This window comes from Streptomyces sp. NPDC051105, from assembly GCF_040682795.1.
In the GTDB taxonomy this organism is placed as follows: domain Bacteria; phylum Actinomycetota; class Actinomycetes; order Streptomycetales; family Streptomycetaceae; genus Streptomyces.
Genome location: NZ_JBFBBR010000025.1, coordinates 1 through 16946 on the forward strand (window position 1 = coordinate 1; position 16946 = coordinate 16946).

13 protein-coding genes and 2 pseudogenes are annotated in these 16946 nt (G+C 71.8%); 7 read left to right on the forward strand and 8 right to left on the reverse strand.

Annotated elements, in window-relative coordinates; genetic code table 11:
- Together AB0N16_RS38920 and AB0N16_RS38925 are read left to right on the forward strand one after the other, a co-directional pair.
- Positions 1–289 (forward strand): annotated as a pseudogene (locus tag AB0N16_RS38920) (sugar ABC transporter ATP-binding protein); the annotation flags it as partial.
- A 25-nt stretch (positions 290–314) separates the two neighbouring features.
- Positions 315–1334, forward strand: a complete 1020-nt coding sequence (locus AB0N16_RS38925) for a Gfo/Idh/MocA family oxidoreductase (RefSeq protein WP_365805305.1) — start codon at positions 315–317, stop codon at positions 1332–1334.
- Between the two features lie 443 nt (positions 1335–1777).
- Here the strand turns inward: AB0N16_RS38925 and AB0N16_RS38930 are convergent, their stop codons facing one another.
- The 3 genes from AB0N16_RS38930 to AB0N16_RS38940 all read right to left on the reverse strand — a co-directional run bounded on the left by AB0N16_RS38930 (position 1778) and on the right by AB0N16_RS38940 (position 5396).
- Entirely contained in the window at positions 1778–2764 is a 987-nt protein-coding gene (locus tag AB0N16_RS38930) for a LysR family transcriptional regulator (protein WP_365805307.1), read from the reverse strand.
- A 163-nt stretch (positions 2765–2927) separates the two neighbouring features.
- Positions 2928–4631, reverse strand: coding sequence for an NAD-dependent malic enzyme (locus AB0N16_RS38935; protein WP_365805309.1), 1704 nt, complete (start codon positions 4629–4631; stop codon positions 2928–2930).
- A 288-nt stretch (positions 4632–4919) separates the two neighbouring features.
- Entirely contained in the window at positions 4920–5396 is a 477-nt protein-coding gene (locus AB0N16_RS38940; RefSeq protein ID WP_365805311.1) for a MarR family transcriptional regulator, read from the reverse strand.
- A 281-nt stretch (positions 5397–5677) separates the two neighbouring features.
- Here AB0N16_RS38940 and AB0N16_RS38945 point away from each other — a divergent pair, with 281 nt between their 5' ends.
- Together AB0N16_RS38945 and AB0N16_RS38950 are read left to right on the forward strand one after the other, a co-directional pair.
- Positions 5678–6778, forward strand: coding sequence for an MBL fold metallo-hydrolase (locus AB0N16_RS38945; RefSeq protein WP_365805313.1), 1101 nt, complete (start codon positions 5678–5680; stop codon positions 6776–6778).
- A 523-nt stretch (positions 6779–7301) separates the two neighbouring features.
- A complete protein-coding gene (locus AB0N16_RS38950) occupies positions 7302–7718 on the forward strand; it encodes a nuclear transport factor 2 family protein (RefSeq protein ID WP_365805315.1) in 417 nt (138 codons plus the stop codon).
- On the opposite strand, the gene AB0N16_RS38955 is transcribed toward AB0N16_RS38950, so the two are convergent.
- Both AB0N16_RS38955 and AB0N16_RS38960 read right to left on the reverse strand, forming a co-directional pair.
- Complete coding sequence (locus AB0N16_RS38955; RefSeq protein WP_365805317.1) at positions 7715–8437, reverse strand: response regulator transcription factor; 723 nt, start codon at positions 8435–8437, stop codon at positions 7715–7717. The genes AB0N16_RS38950 and AB0N16_RS38955 overlap by 4 nt on opposite strands.
- A 103-nt stretch (positions 8438–8540) precedes the next feature.
- The gene (locus AB0N16_RS38960; RefSeq protein WP_365805319.1) at positions 8541–9710 is read right to left on the reverse strand and encodes a serine hydrolase domain-containing protein; all 1170 of its coding nucleotides are present in this window, start codon (positions 9708–9710) and stop codon (positions 8541–8543) included.
- A 273-nt stretch (positions 9711–9983) separates the two neighbouring features.
- Between AB0N16_RS38960 and AB0N16_RS38965 the strand changes: the two genes are divergently transcribed.
- Positions 9984–11660, forward strand: a complete 1677-nt coding sequence (locus AB0N16_RS38965) for a sigma-70 family RNA polymerase sigma factor (protein ID WP_365805321.1) — start codon at positions 9984–9986, stop codon at positions 11658–11660.
- 68 nt (positions 11661–11728) lie between these two features.
- Here AB0N16_RS38965 and AB0N16_RS38970 read toward each other — a convergent pair whose 3' ends face one another.
- Both AB0N16_RS38970 and AB0N16_RS38975 read right to left on the reverse strand, forming a co-directional pair.
- Positions 11729–12421 (reverse strand): glycerophosphodiester phosphodiesterase, encoded by a 693-nt coding sequence (locus AB0N16_RS38970; RefSeq protein ID WP_365805323.1) that lies wholly within the window; start codon positions 12419–12421, stop codon positions 11729–11731.
- Between the two features lie 33 nt (positions 12422–12454).
- A pseudogene (locus AB0N16_RS38975) lies at positions 12455–13653 on the reverse strand (adenosine deaminase).
- A gap of 37 nt (positions 13654–13690) precedes the next feature.
- Between AB0N16_RS38975 and AB0N16_RS38980 the strand changes: the two are divergent.
- The gene (locus AB0N16_RS38980; RefSeq protein WP_365805325.1) at positions 13691–14413 is read left to right on the forward strand and encodes a DUF4190 domain-containing protein; all 723 of its coding nucleotides are present in this window, start codon (positions 13691–13693) and stop codon (positions 14411–14413) included.
- Positions 14414–14625: 212 nt separating this feature from the next.
- On the opposite strand, the gene AB0N16_RS38985 is transcribed toward AB0N16_RS38980, so the two are convergent.
- Positions 14626–15189, reverse strand: a complete 564-nt coding sequence (locus tag AB0N16_RS38985) for an NADAR family protein (protein WP_365805327.1) — start codon at positions 15187–15189, stop codon at positions 14626–14628.
- Between the two features lie 209 nt (positions 15190–15398).
- Here AB0N16_RS38985 and AB0N16_RS38990 point away from each other — a divergent pair, with 209 nt between their 5' ends.
- Positions 15399–16934 (forward strand): gamma-aminobutyraldehyde dehydrogenase, encoded by a 1536-nt coding sequence (locus tag AB0N16_RS38990; RefSeq protein ID WP_365805329.1) that lies wholly within the window; start codon positions 15399–15401, stop codon positions 16932–16934.
- The last annotated feature ends 12 nt before the right edge of the window (positions 16935–16946 follow it).

The following is a 16946-nucleotide window of genomic DNA, read 5'->3' on the forward strand; positions in this document are numbered from 1 at the left end:
CCTCAAATACATCGCCGCCGCCCGCGAACGCGGCCTCGGCGTCATCTTCATCACCCACAACCCCCACCACGCCTACATGGTCGGCGACCACTTCAGCGTACTGCGCCTGGGCACCATGGAGCTGTCCGCCGCCCGTGACGAGATCGACCTCGAAGAGCTGACCAACCACATGGCGGGCGGCACCGAACTCGCCGCCCTCAAGCACGAGTTGTCCCAGGTCCGCGGAGTCGACACCGAGGGGCTCCCCGCAGCGGACGTACTTCGGGTCGGCGAACCCCGCACCGACTGACCACGACGACGGGAGACACCGGAACATGTCATCTCAGCGAGCGCTGCGCGTTGCTGTCGTCGGCACCGGCAAGATGGGCGCGGACCATGTGCGCAGACTCCGGCACGTCATCAGCGGGGCACGCGTGACGGCCGTCGTCGACATCGACGCGGAACGGGCCAAGTCGCTGGCCGACGCGGCGGAGGACTGCACGGCGTACACCGAACCCGCGGTCGCCATGGCGGCCCAGGACGTGGACGCGGTCCTCATCGCCTCACCGGGGCCCGCCCACGAGGCGGCTCTGCTCGAAGCCCTGCGCCGGGACCTGCCGGTGCTGTGCGAGAAGCCGCTCACCCCTGACGCGGCCTCCGCCCTGCGCGTGATGGAGGCCGAACAGAGGCTCGGGCACCGGCGCGTCCAGGTGGGCTTCATGCGCCGGTACGACGCGGAGTACCTGAGGCTCAAGAAGCTCCTCGACGAAGGGGAGTTGGGCAGGACGCTGATGCTGCACCAACAGCACCGCAACCCGGCCATGCCCAACTGGTTCACCGAGGAGATGCTCATCAACGACTCGGTCGTGCACGAGATGGACGTGACACGCTGGCTCCTCGACCAGGAGATCACCGCGGTCACCATGCACAAACCGGCACCGTCGGCACAGGCGCCCGCCGGTATGAGCGACCCTCAGTTCGTCCTCTTCGAAACCGGGTCGGGCGCGCTCGTCGACGTCGAGATCTTCGGGCACTGCGGCTACGGCTACGAGGTACGCGCCGAGGCGGTGTGCGAACACGGCACCGTACGCATCGGCGACGAGCACGGACCGCGGGTGAGTGCCGACGGCCGCTGGGGCGGACGTGTCACACCGGACTACATCGAGCGTTTCCAGGATGCCTACGACCGCGAGGTCCAGGCCTGGGTCGACGCCACCCGTCGCGGGGAGGTCACCGGCCCCGGCAGCTGGGACGGTTACGCCGCCGCGGCCGTGTGCGAGGCGGGTGTGCTGTCCCAGCGGGAGGGACGGCGCGTGGAGGTGGAGTTGGTGGAACGCCCGGCCCTGTACCGGTAGGCGTACACACTGCGGGAGGGGGCGGTACCGGACCGGTACCGCCCCCTCCCGTCCCCTCCCGCTGCGTCACGCCGGGGCGCGAGGCGCCGTACGCGGCAGACGGGGAATCCGGCCGCCCGACAGCACGCGACCGTCGGGGAAAGAGCGACTGGCGGATCTGCGCGCGCACGGACCGTCGGCCCGTGCGTTCACCTTCGCCTCCTCCTACTCCGCCACCGAGGCCGCCCGGGATCTCCAGACCGCTGAGCGGAAGTGAGGGAACGGGCGTGCGGTGCCGCGGGGCGGCGGAAGAGGGCAGGGTCCGGACACTCCTGGCGGGCCGGTCCGTGGGCTGGTTCATCGGCCGGGCCTCGCCGGGGGTGTTCGACCGGGTAGTCCTGGTCGAAGTCGGCCGAGCGGCTCACACACCGTGTTGTGTCACATCGCCCGGCGTGGTGCGGTGCTCAGGGGTGTCGTGGGGGCATAGCGGCCCTCGACCATGGGGCGGACGTAGAGGGCGACTTGCTCGTCGGTGCCGTGGGCTCTCCCGTCCCGGCCGTCGTGTTCAGGGCGTGGTCGATGAAGCGCCGGGCGGCCGGGGGCAGGGTGCGGGAGGCCAGGCGGGCGACGCCGATGTCCCGGACGGCCCGGACGTCGGTGAGCCTGAGGTAGCGGATGGGGAGGTCCGGGTCCGCCTCCGTAGCCGCCGCGGTGGCGGCCGGTGCGGCCGGGATGAGGGAGACGCCCAGACCGGACGCGACCAGCCCGCGCAGCGTCTCCACCTCCTCGCCCTCAAAGCCGACGAGGGGGCTGAACCCGGCCTGGCGGCACAGGGTCTCGGTGACGCTGCGCAGGCCGTAGCCGGCTTTGAGCACGATGAACTGCTCGTCGGCAACCTCGGCCAGCCGCACCCGTCGGCGCTGCGCGAGCCGGTGACGGGCGGGGACGGCCAGCCAGAGGGGCTCGACCAGGAGCCGCCGCCAGGTGATCAGCGGGTGGCCGGGGTCCTTGCCGGTGATGATCAGGTCCGCGGTGGAGTCCAGGAGGTGCTGGGTGAGACCGTTCTCGTCGGCCTGGTGCAGTTCGAAGCGGACGGCGGCGAAGTGCTGCCGGAAACCGGTGACCAGTCTGGGTACGAGCCAGGTGCCCAGGGTGTGCAGAAAGGCCAGCGAGACCACGCCCCTGTCGGGGTCGACGACCTCGGCCACGGCCCGCCGCCCCCGGTCGTAGCTGTCCAGCACGGTGTCGACGTACTCCTTGAACACCCGCCCGGCCGGGGTGAGTTGCAGGACCCGTCCGACCCGTTGGAAGAGCTCCGCGCCGATCTCGCTCTCCAGTCGGTTCAGGGCCCGGGAGAGGGCGGGCTGGGTGATGTGCGCGGCGGCCGCGGCCTCGGTGACGGTCACGCCCTCGGCCACGGCCTGGAAGGAGCGCAGTACCTGGAGATCCATGGTCCTATTCTCCCGCCGCATCGGACGGGACGTATCCAGGTCGTGGGGGCATGGCCGGGGTTTCCTCGGCCGCCGCACGGAGTCCCGGCTCGCCGCGTCCCCGGCTCCCCGGCTCCGGATGTCCCCGTCTCCCCGTCCCTCTGTGTTCCACCACCCCGGCGGTTCAGACGGCCTTGATCGGCGGGTACACCGGCTGCCATACCGCCGCCTTCACCCGGTCCTCGATGGAGTCGTCCACCGTCGTGCGGGCCACCCCGTCGGCGGCAGCCGCGCGGGCCACCGCGACGGCCACGGCCACCGACGTCTCGCGCAGCTGGTCGGTGAGGGGCAGGATCGGCGCGCCGGCCCCGGTGGCGTCGGTCTGGCCGGCGACGGCGTGCGCGGCGGCGGCCAGCATGCCGTCGGTGACCCGGGTGGCCCGGGAGACGATCGCGCCGAGACCGAGGCCCGGGAAGATCAGCGCGTTGTTGGCCTGCCCGATCTCGTACCGGACCCCGTCCTGCTCGACCGGGCGGAACGGGCTGCCGGTGGCGATCAGGGCGCGGCCGTCCGTCCAGGCCAGCAGGTCGGCGGGGACCGCCTCGGCCAGGTCGGTCGGGTTGGACATCGGCAGGATGATCGGACGGTCGGCGTGGGCGGCCATCGTACGGACGATGTCCTCGGTGAAGGAGCCGCCCTGGCCGGAGGTGCCGATCAGGACCGTGGGCCGTACCCGCTCGACGACCTCGGTCAGTGCGATGCCCCCGACCTTCCCGTCCCGGCGCCAGTCGGCGACCTCGGCGGCGGGGCGGGCGTAGCGGACCTGGAAGTCGCGCAGCCCCTCCTGGTCCTCGGTGAGCAGGCCGTAGCGGTCCACGCCGAAAATGCGGGCGGTGGCCTCCTCGACGGTCAGCCCGTCGGCGACCATGGCGTCGCGCAGCTGGTCGGCGATGCCGATGCCGGCGGTGCCCGCGCCGAAGATCACCGCGCGGTGGTCGCGCAGCGCGATCCCGCTGGCCTTCACCCCGGAGAGCACGGCGGCGAGGTTGACGGCGCCGGTGCCCTGGACGTCGTCGTTGAAGGTGAACTCGGTCGGGCGGTAACGCTCAAGGATCCGGCGGGCGTTGGCGGGACCGAAGTCCTCCCAGTGGAGCAGGGCGTTCGGGAAGAGCCGGCGGGCGGTGGTGACGTAGGCGTCGATGAAGGCGTCGTACGTCTCCCGGTCCACGCGCGGGTGCCGGTTGCCGAGGTAGAGCGGGTTGTCCAGGAGCTCCTGGCGGTTGGTGCCGACGTCCAGCATGACCGCCAGGGTGCGGTTCGGGTCGATGCCGGCGGCGGCGGTGTAGACGGCGAGCTTGCCCACCGAGATGTCGATGCCGCCCACCCCCCAGTCGCCGATGCCGAGGATCGCCTCGCCGTCCGTGGCGACGATCAGGTCGACGTCGTCCGGGCCCAGACCGGCGGCGGTCAGCGCGCCCTCGATCTCCTCCGGGGCGTGCACCGACAGGTACACGCCGGCCGGGCGCCGGTACTCGTTGCTGTAGCGCTGGATCGCCTTGCCGACGGTGGGGGTGTAGACGATGGGCAGCATCTCGTCGAGGTGGTCGCCGAGCAGTCGGTAGAAGAGCACCTGGTTGCGGTCGTGCAGCGCGGTGAGGTTGACGTTCTTGGCCAGATCGGTCGGCTGGGCCGCGTACTGCTGGTACGCCCGCTCGGCCTGCTGCTCCAGGGTCAGCACCGCGGGCGGCACCAGACCCACCAGACCCAGCGACTCCCGTTCCTCCGGGGTGAAGGCGGTGCCCCGGTTGAGGCGGGGGTGGGAGAGCACGGCACGGCCACGGGCGGTCGTCTCGATGTGCCCCTCGTCGGCGTTCCACTGGGTCCCCATGATCGGCTCCTTGTCCGTTGTCCGCGTTGTTTCCAGAGTGCTGCCGGAGCGCGTCCGGGTCGCTTCGAGGCGCTCCAGGAGGCCTCGAAGGGTCTCGTGACTCCGGGGAGTGCGCTCACCCCCGGAAGCCTGGCAGCCGGATATACATGCGTCCAATGCCTAGAACGGGAGTGGTCCATGAGTTTGGTGCATGCATGCCGAGTCACCTCGGCGTTCGGCGGGGGCGTGGCGGTGCCCGCCGTCGGTGGGGAGGCCCCGCGGTGGTGAGGTGGGGTCTGGGGGCGTGGGTCAGCCGCGGCGGGCGGTGGCGTAGGCGCGCTCCAGCTCCGCGACCGTGGTGAGGAAGTCGGCGCCCTCCAGCCGGCGCAGGGTGTCGGTGGCGAGCCGGTCAAGGGTGGTCCAGAGGTCGGCGAGCGGCTCGCGGAGCGCCTCTCCGCCCTCGGCGAGCGAGACGACGAAGGCCCGGCGGTCGTGCTCGGCGCGGGCCCGGGCGACCAGGCCCGCGTCCTCCATGCGGCGGATGGACCGCGAGACCGTGGAGTGGTCGAGCCCGACCGCCTGCTGCAACTCGGCCTGGGTCTGGCCGTCCCGGTCGAAGAGCCGCATGAGGATCAGTTCCTGGCCGGGGTGCAGGCCGAGCTTCAGGAGGAGTTCGGCACCGTAACCGTGCAGCTCGCGGGAGAGCGCGAAGAGCCCGAAGCTGACCGGGGCGCGCTCGACGAGGCTGGGCCGAGGCATCACCGGGTCGGGCTTCGCGGCTGGCATGGCGCTCCTCGTCTGGCGGGCGATACGGGCGATAGGGGGGTGGGAACCCGGTGCTCTCTGGTGCTTCCGGGGCCGGGAATACCTTAGTCGCAGCGGATGTTGACGGCTGGTTCCCCGGCGGGCCCCGAGGGGCGTCGGACGTCAGGCGCCCCTCCGGAGCGAGGGACACGTTGCTTGCGTGCGCAAGCTAATTGGCGTTACGGTGAGCCCGTTGCGCCGGGCGGGAGTCGCGGGGGCGGATCGCCCCTGTCCCTCCTGGAACCGTTCCGAAGGGAATCGACATGTCATCCAGCTCCGAATCCGGAACCGACCGCCGTTCGTTCCTCGCCAGGGTCGCCGCGGCCACCGCCGTGCCGGCGGCCGCGGCCCTGGTCGCCGGGGGCACCGCGACGGCGGCCTCGGCGGCCACCCCCCGCACCCCGGCCGCCGGGTCCTCCGGCGCCGGTCTGCCGGACTACGCGCCGGTGCCCGCGGGATCCCTCGGCCCGGCGGTGAACAGCCAGGGCTACTACGTCGGCCGGGTGAAGGACAACCTCTACTGGGTGACCGACGGCGACTACCAGGCCGCCTTCCTCACCACTCGCGAGGGCGTGGTCCTCTTCGACGCACCGCCCACCATCGGCCACAACCTCCAGCGTGCCGTCGACGAGATCGCCGCCGCCAACGGCACCAGCAACAAGGTCACCCACATCGTCCACTCGCACCACCACTCCGACCACGTCGGCGCGTCCGGGCTCTTCGGCCGTGACGTGGTCCGGATCGGGCACGAGGAGAACCGCAGGCTGCTGCGGCGCGACAACGACCCCAACAAGCCCGCGCCCGAGATGACGTTCGCCGACCGCTACACCCTGCACGTCGGCGGCGAGCGGGTGGAACTCGCGCACCACGGCAGCAACCACTCGCCGGACAACATCTACATCCGGTTCCCGCACCACGACGCCCTGATGCTGGTCGACATCAGCATTCCGGGCTGGGCCCCGTTCGGCGCGCTCAACTTCAGCGAGGACATCCAGGGTTACCTCGCCGCTCCGGCCAAGGCGCTGTCGTACCCGTGGAAGTACCACATCGCCGGTCACATGGGGCGGCTCGGCAGGCGTGCCGACGTCACGGTGCACCAGCAGTACCTCGACGACCTGACCGCGTCGCTCAAGCAGGCGCTCGGGACCGTGGACTACGGGGTCTACGCGGCGAAGTACGGGAACAACATCTGGGCCGTCGTGAAGACCTGGCTCGACGAGGTCTGCCGGCAGGCGGCGGCCCCGGTCGCGGCCAAGTACACCGGCACGCTCGCGGCCGCCGACGTCTTCACCGAGAGCAGCGCCTTCTCGCTGGTGGAGTCCCTGCGGCTGGACCTCGGTCTGGGCAGCGCCATTCACGACTGACGGATTTTCGCGGCAGTATGTGATTGCTTACGCGAGCAAATATAGCCGCAAACAAGACGGTCGGTGCGGTACGTAGGGGGCATGGGGCAGCCGTCGACGTACCGCACCGACGCATGCGCGGAGGGCGGCGGCCGGGCGGCGTCCCGGCGAACCGCCACCGGCAGGCCATCGCCACGACACGGCACCACGGCACGCCACGCCACGGCGCTACGGCACGCCACGACGCGGCACTACGGCACGTCGCCACGGCACGTCATGCGAGACAGCACTACGAGCCAGCACTGCGAGCCAGCACTACGAGCCAGCACTGCGAGCCAGCGCTGCGAGAAGGAGCACGTGATGCCTGAGGAATCCACCGCACCCAGGGTCGCCGTCGTCGTGGGCGGGGCCGGGGCCTGACCGTGGACGGCGGTGGCCTCTTCACGTGAAACGCGGAACCCTTGACTTATGTGGCTAGCCAAGTAAGTATGTGGCTAGCCACATTAATGCGTGGCCCACTCCGTATCACGATGGGAAACGAACCATGAGCGAGAACCTCTCCGCCGCCGACCTGGTGCGGCGCAGCCTCGACACCTTCCTCGCCAAGGACATGAAGGCGTGGGCGGACCTGTGCGACGAGAACGTCGTCGTCGAGTTCCCCTTCGCCCCCGAGGGCAGCCCCACCCGGCTGGAGGGCCGGACCGCCGTCTACGAGTACCTGCGCGGCTACCCCGACCTCATCGACGTGCAGCAGATCACGTCGGCGGCCATCCGCGGGACCGACGACCCGGACACGGCCATCGCCGACTGGAGCGTCACCGGCCGGGTCCTGGCCAACGGGAACCCGTACGACATGAGTTACGCGACGTTCGTGACGTTCAAGGACGGCAAGATCGTCAAGTACCGCGAGTACTGGAACCCGCTCGCGTTCCTCAAGGCCCTCGGTGGCGATAGCTTCTAGGCCGCCGGCCGGATCAGTCCCGACTCGTAGGCGAAGGCCACCGCCTGCACGCGGGCGCGGGCGCCGATCTTCGCGAGCACGTTGCTGACGTGGGTCTTCACGGTGGTCGGGGCGATGGACAGCCACTGCGCGATCTCGGCGTTGGACCAGCCGGAGGCCACGGCGACCAGGACGTCGCGCTCGCGCTCGGTGAGGGTGCGGAGCCCGGCGGTGCGGGGGAGGGGGTGGACGGTGTGCTGCTCGCGGACGGCGTCGATGAGCGCGCGGGTCAGACCGGGCGTGATGACGGTGTCCCCGGCGGCGACCACCCGGATGGCCGCGGTCAGTTCGGCCGGGTCGGCGTCGTCGAGCAGGAAGCCGCCGGCGCCCGCGCGCAGGGCGGCCCAGGCCTCCGCCTCCTGTCCGGCCGCGGTCAGCACCAGGACCCGGGGGGCGTGGGCCTCCTCGGCGGCGGCTGGGAATCCGGGGGCGCGATTCACCCGGGGGGCGGGGTGGGTGAGGTGCCGGATGGTCTCGATGCCGGCCGCCCCGGACATCCGGCTGTCCATGAGGACGACGTCGGGGCGGAGCGCGGCGCTCGCACGGATCGCCCCGTCCCCGTCCGTCGCCTCCCCGGCGACCGTCAGGCCGGGCTCGGCGGTGAGGAGCAAGCGCAGGGCGAGGCGCTGGAGGGATTGGTCGTTGACGACGAGTACGGAGACCGTGCCTGTCTTCTCCATGCGAGGTCCGTTCCGTGAACGAAACTGTTTCGTTCACATGCTACCCCTGGATCCGCCGCCTGGGAGAGTGGGCCTGCTCACGGCGTTCCGCCCTCGGCCGTGTTCACCCCTGCTCGAGCGCGGCCATCACGATCCGCTTCGCCACCGGGTTCATGTCCTCACCCTTGGCGTCGGTCGAGCCGACCGAGTAGACGAGGGTCCGGCTCAGGTCCCGGGTCCCGGCGAGCACCGCGCTGTAGCCGTACCGGGAGCCCGACTTGAGCCAGTACACCCGGCCGTCGTACTCGAAGCGCTGCAACCCGGCGCTGTAGGTGGCTCCTTCGATGTGCGCCGGGACCGTGAACATCTCCTCCAGCCACGGTCCCGGCGGCACGATCCGCCCGCGGAAGAGCGAGGTCAGCAGCCGTTCCAGGTCGGCGGTCGTGGAGATCATGTCGCCGGCCGCGAACCGGTCCGCCTGGTTCCAGTCGGTGACGTCCACCAACGACGTCGTCCCGTCGGCCTCCGTCACCTTCTGGTAGCCGTGGTTGTGCGGGCCGAGGATGCGCGGGTCGGTGCCGGGGAAGTAGGTGTCCCGCATCCCGGCGGGGCGCAGCACGAGCCGAGTGGCCACGGAGGCGTACGACCGCCCGGTCACCTTCTCGACCAGCAGCCCGAGCACGGTGTAGTTGATGTTGAGGTAGTCCTGCTTCCTGCCCGGCCGGAACTCCGGCCCCTTCGCCACCGCCGACCGCACCACCTGCTCCGGGGTGAGGGTGTCGAAGCGGTGCGCGTACTGCGCCGCGAAGGAGTCGCCCCAGCCGTCGCCCGCCTGGATACCGCTGGTGTGGTTCAGCAACTGCCGGACGGTGATGGGCCGGAAGGCGCGGGTGAAGAGGCCGGGGAGGTAGTGCTGGACGGGGCGGTCGAGGTCGATCCTCCCTTGTGCGGCCAGTTTCAGTACGGCGGCCGCCGTCACGACCTTCGTCGTCGAACCGGCCCGGAAGCGGCCCTCCGGGTCCGCCGCGCTGCCGCTCGTCAGGTCGTGCACGCCCGCGCTGCCGCGCCAGGCGCCGTCGGTGCCGCCCACCCGGACCAGCGCGGCGGTGGCGTCCCCGTCGGGCAGCCCGGCGATCGCGGCGCGCAGGGCGTCGGCGTCCGGGCCGGCGGTGGAGGGGGCGGTGACGGCGAGCGCGGAGGCGGGTGCGGCGAGGGCGGGCGCCACCAGCGGTCCGGCCGTGAGGGCCAGGACGAGGGAGGCGGCGAGGGCGGTACTCCGGGTGCGGACACGCATGCGTGAGCTCCAGGGGAGGCGATGGGTGAAGGGACCCGGTCATCCTCCGGGGATACGGCGGCCACCGGATCGTCGCCGAGGAGGGCGTACGCCCCTGAGTCGCCCCTTATCAACTCCCCTTGAAAGTAGGGGAGTTAAGGGGGATAGCCCGTAGGGGTGCGGGCGGTGCGGAGGTCGGGGTGGAAAAAGTGTTATCCCGGAATCCGTACTCCGTCTCCACACTGTGATCCCCGACATTGCCAAGGTCACCGCCCCGGCTGAGAAGGTGCGGTCATGAGGACGGACGTGCAGGTGTCCCGGCAGTGGCGTGCCACCATCGCGGCCGCGCAGGCGGGCGACCGGCGGGCGCTGGACGAACTGGTCGCGGGCTGGCTGCCCCTGGTCTACAACGTGGTCGGTCGCGCCCTCAACGGCCACGCCGACGTCGACGACGTCGTTCAGGAGACCATGCTGCGCGCCGTCGACCACCTCGGCAGCCTCCGCGACCCGGACAGCTTCCGGTCCTGGCTGGTGGCCATCGCCATGCGGCAGATACGCGACCGGGCGCGCCGCAGGCAGGAGCGGAAACTGGACGAGGGCGTCCCGGACGGCACCGCAGACTTCGCCGAACTCACCGTCCTGCGACTTCAGTTGGAGGGGCAGCGGCGGGAGGTCGCGGAGGCGGTGCGCTGGCTGGACGCCGAGGACCGGCAGCTGGTGTCGCTGTGGTGGCTGGAGGTCTCCGGCGAACTCACCCGGCGCGAACTTGCGGCGGCCGTCGGCATCAGCCGGCAGCACGCCGCCGTCCGCGTGCAGCGGATGAAGGAACGACTGGAGATCTCGCGCGGCATCGTGCGCGCGCTGGACGGCGCCTGCCCCGAGCTGCGCGAGCTGACCGCCCGCTGGGACGGGCACCCCGACTCCGTCTGGCGCAAGCGGCTGGCCCGGCACATCCGGGGCTGCGGCTACTGCGGCGACCCCCGCGACTCCGTCGTACCGGCGGAACGGCTGCTGGTAGGGATCGCGCTGGTACCGGTGCCGGTCGGGTTCACGCTGTCGCTGGCGCTCGGCGGCAAGACCGCGGCCGCGGCGACCTCCGTCGGCTGGTCGGCGAAGGTGCTGGGCGCGCTGACCAAGCCCGCGGTGGCGGTCACGGCGGGGGCGACGATGGTGGCGGGCGGTGCGTACGTCGTCGTACAGACCCCGCATCACCAGGCACCGCACACGGCCACCGCGCCCACGGCGGCGGTCACCGGGTCACCGGCGCCGACCCCGGCGACCACGCCGTCCCCGTCGGCCTCGTCCTCCGCCCCGCCGTCACCGTCCCCGTCGGCGAGCGCCGCTCTGTACGGCTCGGTCGTCGACGCGGTCGACCAGGCGCCGGACCCGGACCGCACACCCGGCACGCTCCCGCACCGGCCGGAGACGGGGATCACCAGCACGGGCGGGGCGCACGCCGTCCTGAACCATCGCGGGGACAACGTGACGCTCACCGGCCGGGGCTATGTCCTCCTCCGCTGGCAGATCGCCCCGCTGTCCCGGGCCGGCAGCCTCGTCATGCCGAGCTGGACCGGCCTGAAGGGCAGGCTCTTCCACGTGGCGTCGGGCGGCGGCCGCCGGATGGACGACCGCGTCAGCAGCACCGACGCCTCCGCCACCGGCATGGGCAGCTCGGCCACCGGCTACGCCGTCCTGCCGGCCGGCACCCAGCAGATGTGGCAGAACGAGTACTTCTACGTCGACGGCAGCGTGACGTTCACGGTGAACGAGCGGGGGGCGGACTACGGGGTGAGCGTCTTCCCGTCGACCTGGGACGCGGTGGAGAAGGACGTGCTGTACGGGCCGCCGGACGGGGCCATCCGGTACGGGCTGGTCCGCGACGACGGGAAGGACTCGGCGCCGGTTCCGCAGTATGTGACACGGGGGACGCCGAGCGACCCGGCGACGGTGCCCCAACGGTCCCAGGTCTAGCGCGGGTCCGGTGGAGGGATCGCGCCCACACGGCGGTGGTCGCGGATGCGATACGACGGCCCCGCGCCCTAGAGGGGCGCGCCCTCGCGCACGGTGTGGAGAAGATCCACCCTGTTCGTCGTGACCGAGTCGACGCCCATGGCCAGCAGGCGGCGCATCGAGCGGCGGGTGTCCGGGGTCCAGCACGAGACCAGGTAGCCGCTGCGGTGGACGTGCTCGGTCAGGGCGTGGTCGAGCAGGGTGAAGCGGTAGTTGAGGTAGCGGGGGCGGATCACGTCCAGGAGCGCCGGGCGCGCGGGCGCCAGGGTCTTGCGGGTCAGGGCGATCTCCGCCGCCGCGTCCGCCGCCCGTACCGCCAGCATCGCCGCCGCGTCTCCCGTGTAGTAGACGCGCTCCGTCGCACCGCACTCCCGGGCCACGGCCACGATCCGGGCCACCGCCCGCTCGCTGGGGCCGCCGGGCAGGTCGATCATCACCCGGCGGTCGTCCACCGCCGCCAGCGCCTCGGCGAGGGTCGGCACGCCGCCCGCCGTGAGGCCGCGCACCTCGTCCGCCGACAGTGCGCTCAGCGGGCGGTCGACCTCCCAGAGCCGGTTCAGGGACTCGTCGTGCAGGAGGACGGGGACGCCGTCACGCGTCAGCCGTACGTCGATCTCCACCGCGTCCGCGCCCTGTTGGAGCGCGGAACGCAGGGAGTCCGACGTGTTCTCGCGGAAGCGGTAGGGGTCGCCGCGGTGGGCCACGGCGGTCACGGTCTGCATGAGCCCATGTTCTCAGGGCTCCGCAGGGGATTTTCAGGGGGCGAGCCACGCCTTCGTGTACGCGTCGATCTCGGCCGAGATCGACGCCTTGCCCGCCTGGTCCAGGAAGGACGCCTCCACCGCGTTCTTGGCGAGGTCGGCGACGCCGCGCTCGTCGAGGCCGAGCAGGCGGGCGGCGACCGCGTACTCGTTGTTCAGGTCGGTGCCGAACATCGGCGGGTCGTCGGAGTTGACCGTGACCAGCACGCCCGCGTCCACGAAGGCCTTGATCGGGTGCTCTTCGAGGGTGCGGACCGCGCGCGTGGCGATGTTGGAGGTCGGGCACACCTCCAGGGCGACGCGGTGCTCGGCGAGGTGCGCGAGGAGCTTCGGGTCCTGTGCGGAGCTGGTGCCGTGGCCGATGCGCTCGGCGTGCAGTTCGACGAGGGCGTCCCAGACCGTGCCGGGTCCCGTGGTCTCACCGGCGTGCGGGACGGAGTGCAGGCCGGCCGCGACGGCCCGGTCGAAGTACGGCTTGAACTGCGGCCGGGGCACGCCGATCTCGGGGCCGCCGAGACCGAAGGAGACCAGGCCCTCCGGGCGGAGCCGGTCGTCGGTCGCGAGCCGTACCGTCTCCTCGGCGGCCTCCAGGCCCGCCTCGCCGGGGATGTCGAAGCACCAGCGCAGCACCGTCCCGAACTCGGCCTCCGCCGCCTTCCGCGCGTCCTCGATCGCGTCCATGAAGGCCCGTTCGTCGATCCCGCGCCGGGTGGAGGAGAAGGGGGTGATGGTCAGCTCGGCGTAGCGCACCTGCTGGCGGGCCAGCTCGCGGGCCACCTCGTAGGTGAGCAGCCGGACGTCCTCTGGCGTGCGGATGAGGTCGACCACCGAGAGATAGACCTCGATGAAGTGGGCGAAGTCCGTGAACGTGAAGTAGTCGGCCAGGGCCTCGGGGTCGCTGGGCACCTTGGAGTCGGGGTGCCGGGCGGCCAGTTCCGACACGATCCGGGGGGAGGCGGAGCCGACGTGGTGGACGTGCAGTTCGGCCTTGGGCAGCCCGGCGATGAAGGCGTGCACATCACGGAGGGCGGGTTCGGTGTGGCGGTCGGTCAAGGGTTCCTCCCCGGAACGGCGCGGGGCCGCCTTCGGCGGTGGTACGGCCCTGAGCTGGCCCCTTGCGCGGTGATCGGCTGATCGGTGATCCGGGGCCATCGTAGGCCGGACCGGCGTTCGAGGTGGACGGGCCTTAGCATGACGGCGGCACGCGTGCGGGAGAGGGGACATCGCGAGATGGCTGACGAGGCGCCGGAGGCTCCGAAGATACGGCTGGACAAGACGGCCGGGGAGGGGGAGTGGACCGGGGCGGAGCCGTCGGTGCCGCCCTCGGTACCGCCCTCGGTCCATGACCAGCGGACGGTCGCGGCGATGCCCGGGGCGCAGGACGGGGCGACGCCGCAGGGCTGGGCGAACCCCTTCGCGGCGCCGTCGGACGCGGCTCCGGCCGCGCCGGTGAACCCCTTCGCGGCGCCGGGCCCGCCGGGCGCGTACCCGCCGCCGAGTCCCTATGCCCCGCCTGCGCCGCCGTATCCGCAGAGTGCGGCCGTGCCACCGCCGCCGATGGCTCCGGAGGGCCCCGGTCAGGTGCCCTACGGCTACCCGGGCGCACCGGCTCCCGGCCCGGGCTACGGCTACCCCGGGCAGCCGTTCCCGCCGTACCCGGGCGGGCCCGGGGGATACGGCGGCTGGCCCGGTATGCAGCCGATGCCCAACAACGGGCTGGGCACGGCGAGTCTCGTCACCGGGATCATCAGCGTGGTCGGGTTCTGCGCGTGGCCGGTCGCGCTGGTGATGGGGGTGCTGGCCATCGTCTTCGGTTCGATCGGGCGGGCCCGGGTCGGGCGGGGGGAGGCCACGAACGGGGGGCAGGCGCTGGCGGGGATCATCTGCGGGTCGGCGGGGCTTCTCCTCGCCGTCGGGTTCATCGTGCTGCTCGTGGTGGCGAGCACGCGGTAGGGGGGCGGCGGGGGGCGAGTGGTCGGGTGCGGGTGGGCGGGGGCTGGTCGCGCCCACGCGGCGGAGCCGCTCATCGGATACAGCCCCGCGCCCCTTCAGGCCGGACCGGTCCCCGTCGGCTGGAAGCGCTCGGTCTCCTGCTCCTTCGGGTGGGACCGGTCCCCGCCAGACAGAAGCGTCGCCCTTCGGCGGTGCGCCGCTCCCGTCCCTGCCTACACCCCCGCCGCCCGCAACCTCTCCCGTGCCTCCATCAGCGCGAATCCCAGCAGGTTCAGCCCCCTCCACCGGGAGGGATCCTCCGCCGCGTCGTCCGTCGCCGCCAAGCCGATTCCCCATACCCGGTCCACCGGGCTCGCCTCCACCAGGACCCGGTCGCCGGTGCCGAGCAGGTACTCACGCAGGGCTGGGTCGGCCCCGAACCTGTGCACGCTGCCGCGCGTCACGATGCCGAAGCGCTCCCGCTGCCATATCGCCTCGTCGAAGTTCCGGACCAGTCGGCCCGCCTTCTTCGCCTCGGCGGGATGTCCGGCCGCCACGACCCGACGCTCCGCCTCCGCGTCCCCGAACAGCCGGGCCTTTCCTGCCATCATCCAGTGCTCGGCGGTCGCGTACTCCACACCGTCGACCACGAAGCGTGACGGCCACCACTGGCTCAGGCAGCTCGCCGACAGCTGTCCGTCCGGCCTCGGCCGGTGTCCCCAGAAGTGCAGGTACTTGATTCCGGCCCCCGCCCGGACGGCCCTGATCAGGGCTTCCGCAGAATCGATCTTCGCCATGCACGCCAGTCTGGCAGGCACCACTGACACTCCGTCCCGCCTTTTCCGCCCCGACTCGACACCTGGTCGACAGATTCCGTCGCGTAACCAAAAGGCAACAACGGAATCACTTGTTGGACTCCCTCTGCTCTGTCAGGATCGGCAGTCAAATCGAGCTGGAGCTACGCCACCCGCCTCTCGGGACGGGGTGACGGCGGAGGAGAAGCGACATGGACAACCCGGGCACCGCCACCCCGGAGACCTTCCCCGCGCAGGAGCGGCTCGCGGGCGGCGCGCAGTACATCGCGGGACGGTTCAGCAAGGGCACGTCAGGCCGTACGCACGCCGTCGTCGACCCGGCCACCGGCGCGGACGTGTACACGTACGAGCTGGCCGGGACGGAGGACGTCGACCGGGCCGTGGCCGCCGCCCGGGACGCCTTCGACGGGTGGGCCGGGGCGACCCCCGGCGACCGGTCGGACGCGCTGCACCGGTTCGCCGCCGTGCTCGCCGACCGCGCGGAGGAATTCGCCCGCGCCGAGTCCCTCCAGTGCGGCAAGCCGCTCAAGCTGACGCGTGAGTTCGACGTGCCGGGGACCATCGACAACACCGCGTTCTTCGCGGGGGCCGCCCGGCATCTGCAGGGGCAGGCGGCCGGTGAGTACTCCGGTGACCACACGTCGTACATCCGCCGCGAGCCCATCGGTGTCGTCGGGTCGATCGCGCCCTGGAACTACCCGCTCCAGATGGCCGCCTGGAAGATCCTTCCGGCGATCGCGGCCGGCAACACCATCGTGCTCAAGCCGGCCGAGCTGACCCCGCTGACCTCGCTGCTCTTCGCCGAGGCGGCCACCCTCGCCGGCATCCCCGACGGTGTCATCAACATCGTCACCGGGACCGGGAAGGTGGCCGGTGAACATCTCGTCGGGCACCCCGACGTCGCCATGACCTCCTTCACCGGCTCCACCGGTGTCGGAAAGCGGGTGGCGGAGGTCGCCACGGCGACCGTGAAGCGGCTCCACCTGGAGCTCGGCGGCAAGGCACCGTTCGTCGTGTTCGACGACGCCGATCTGGAGGCGGCCGTCAACGGGGCCGTCGCGGGGGCGCTCATCAACACCGGGCAGGACTGCACCGCCGCCACGCGCGCGTACGTGCAGCGGCCGCTCTACGAGGCCTTCGTCGAGCAGACGGCCGCCCTGATGGAGACCGTGCGGCTGGGCGACCCGTTCGCCCCCGGTACCGACCTCGGGCCGCTGATCTCGCACGCCCAGCGGGACCGGGTCGCCGGTTTCGTCGAGCGGGCGCGCGGCTACGCGCGCGTGGTGACCGGCGGCGAGCCGCCGCAGGACGAGCTGAAGAGCGGTGCGTACTACCGGCCCACGCTGATCGCCGACGCCCCGCAGGACAGTGAGATCGTCCAGTCCGAGATCTTCGGGCCGGTGCTGGTCGTTCTGCCGTTCGACAGTGATGATGAGGGCATCCGGCTGGCCAACGACACCCCGTACGGTCTGGCCGCCTCCGCGTGGAGCAGCAGCGTCTACCGGGCGAATCGCGCCACCCGCGAGATCAAGGCGGGGTGTGTGTGGGTCAACGACCACATTCCGATCATCAGCGAGATGCCGCACGGCGGCTACAAGGCGTCCGGCTTCGGCAAGGACATGTCGGCGTACTCGTTCGAGGAGTACACCCAGGTCAAGCACGTAATGTTCGACAACACGGCGGTAGCTCGGAAGGACTGGCACCGCACGATCTTCGGGGACCGATAGTCACTCCCGCGG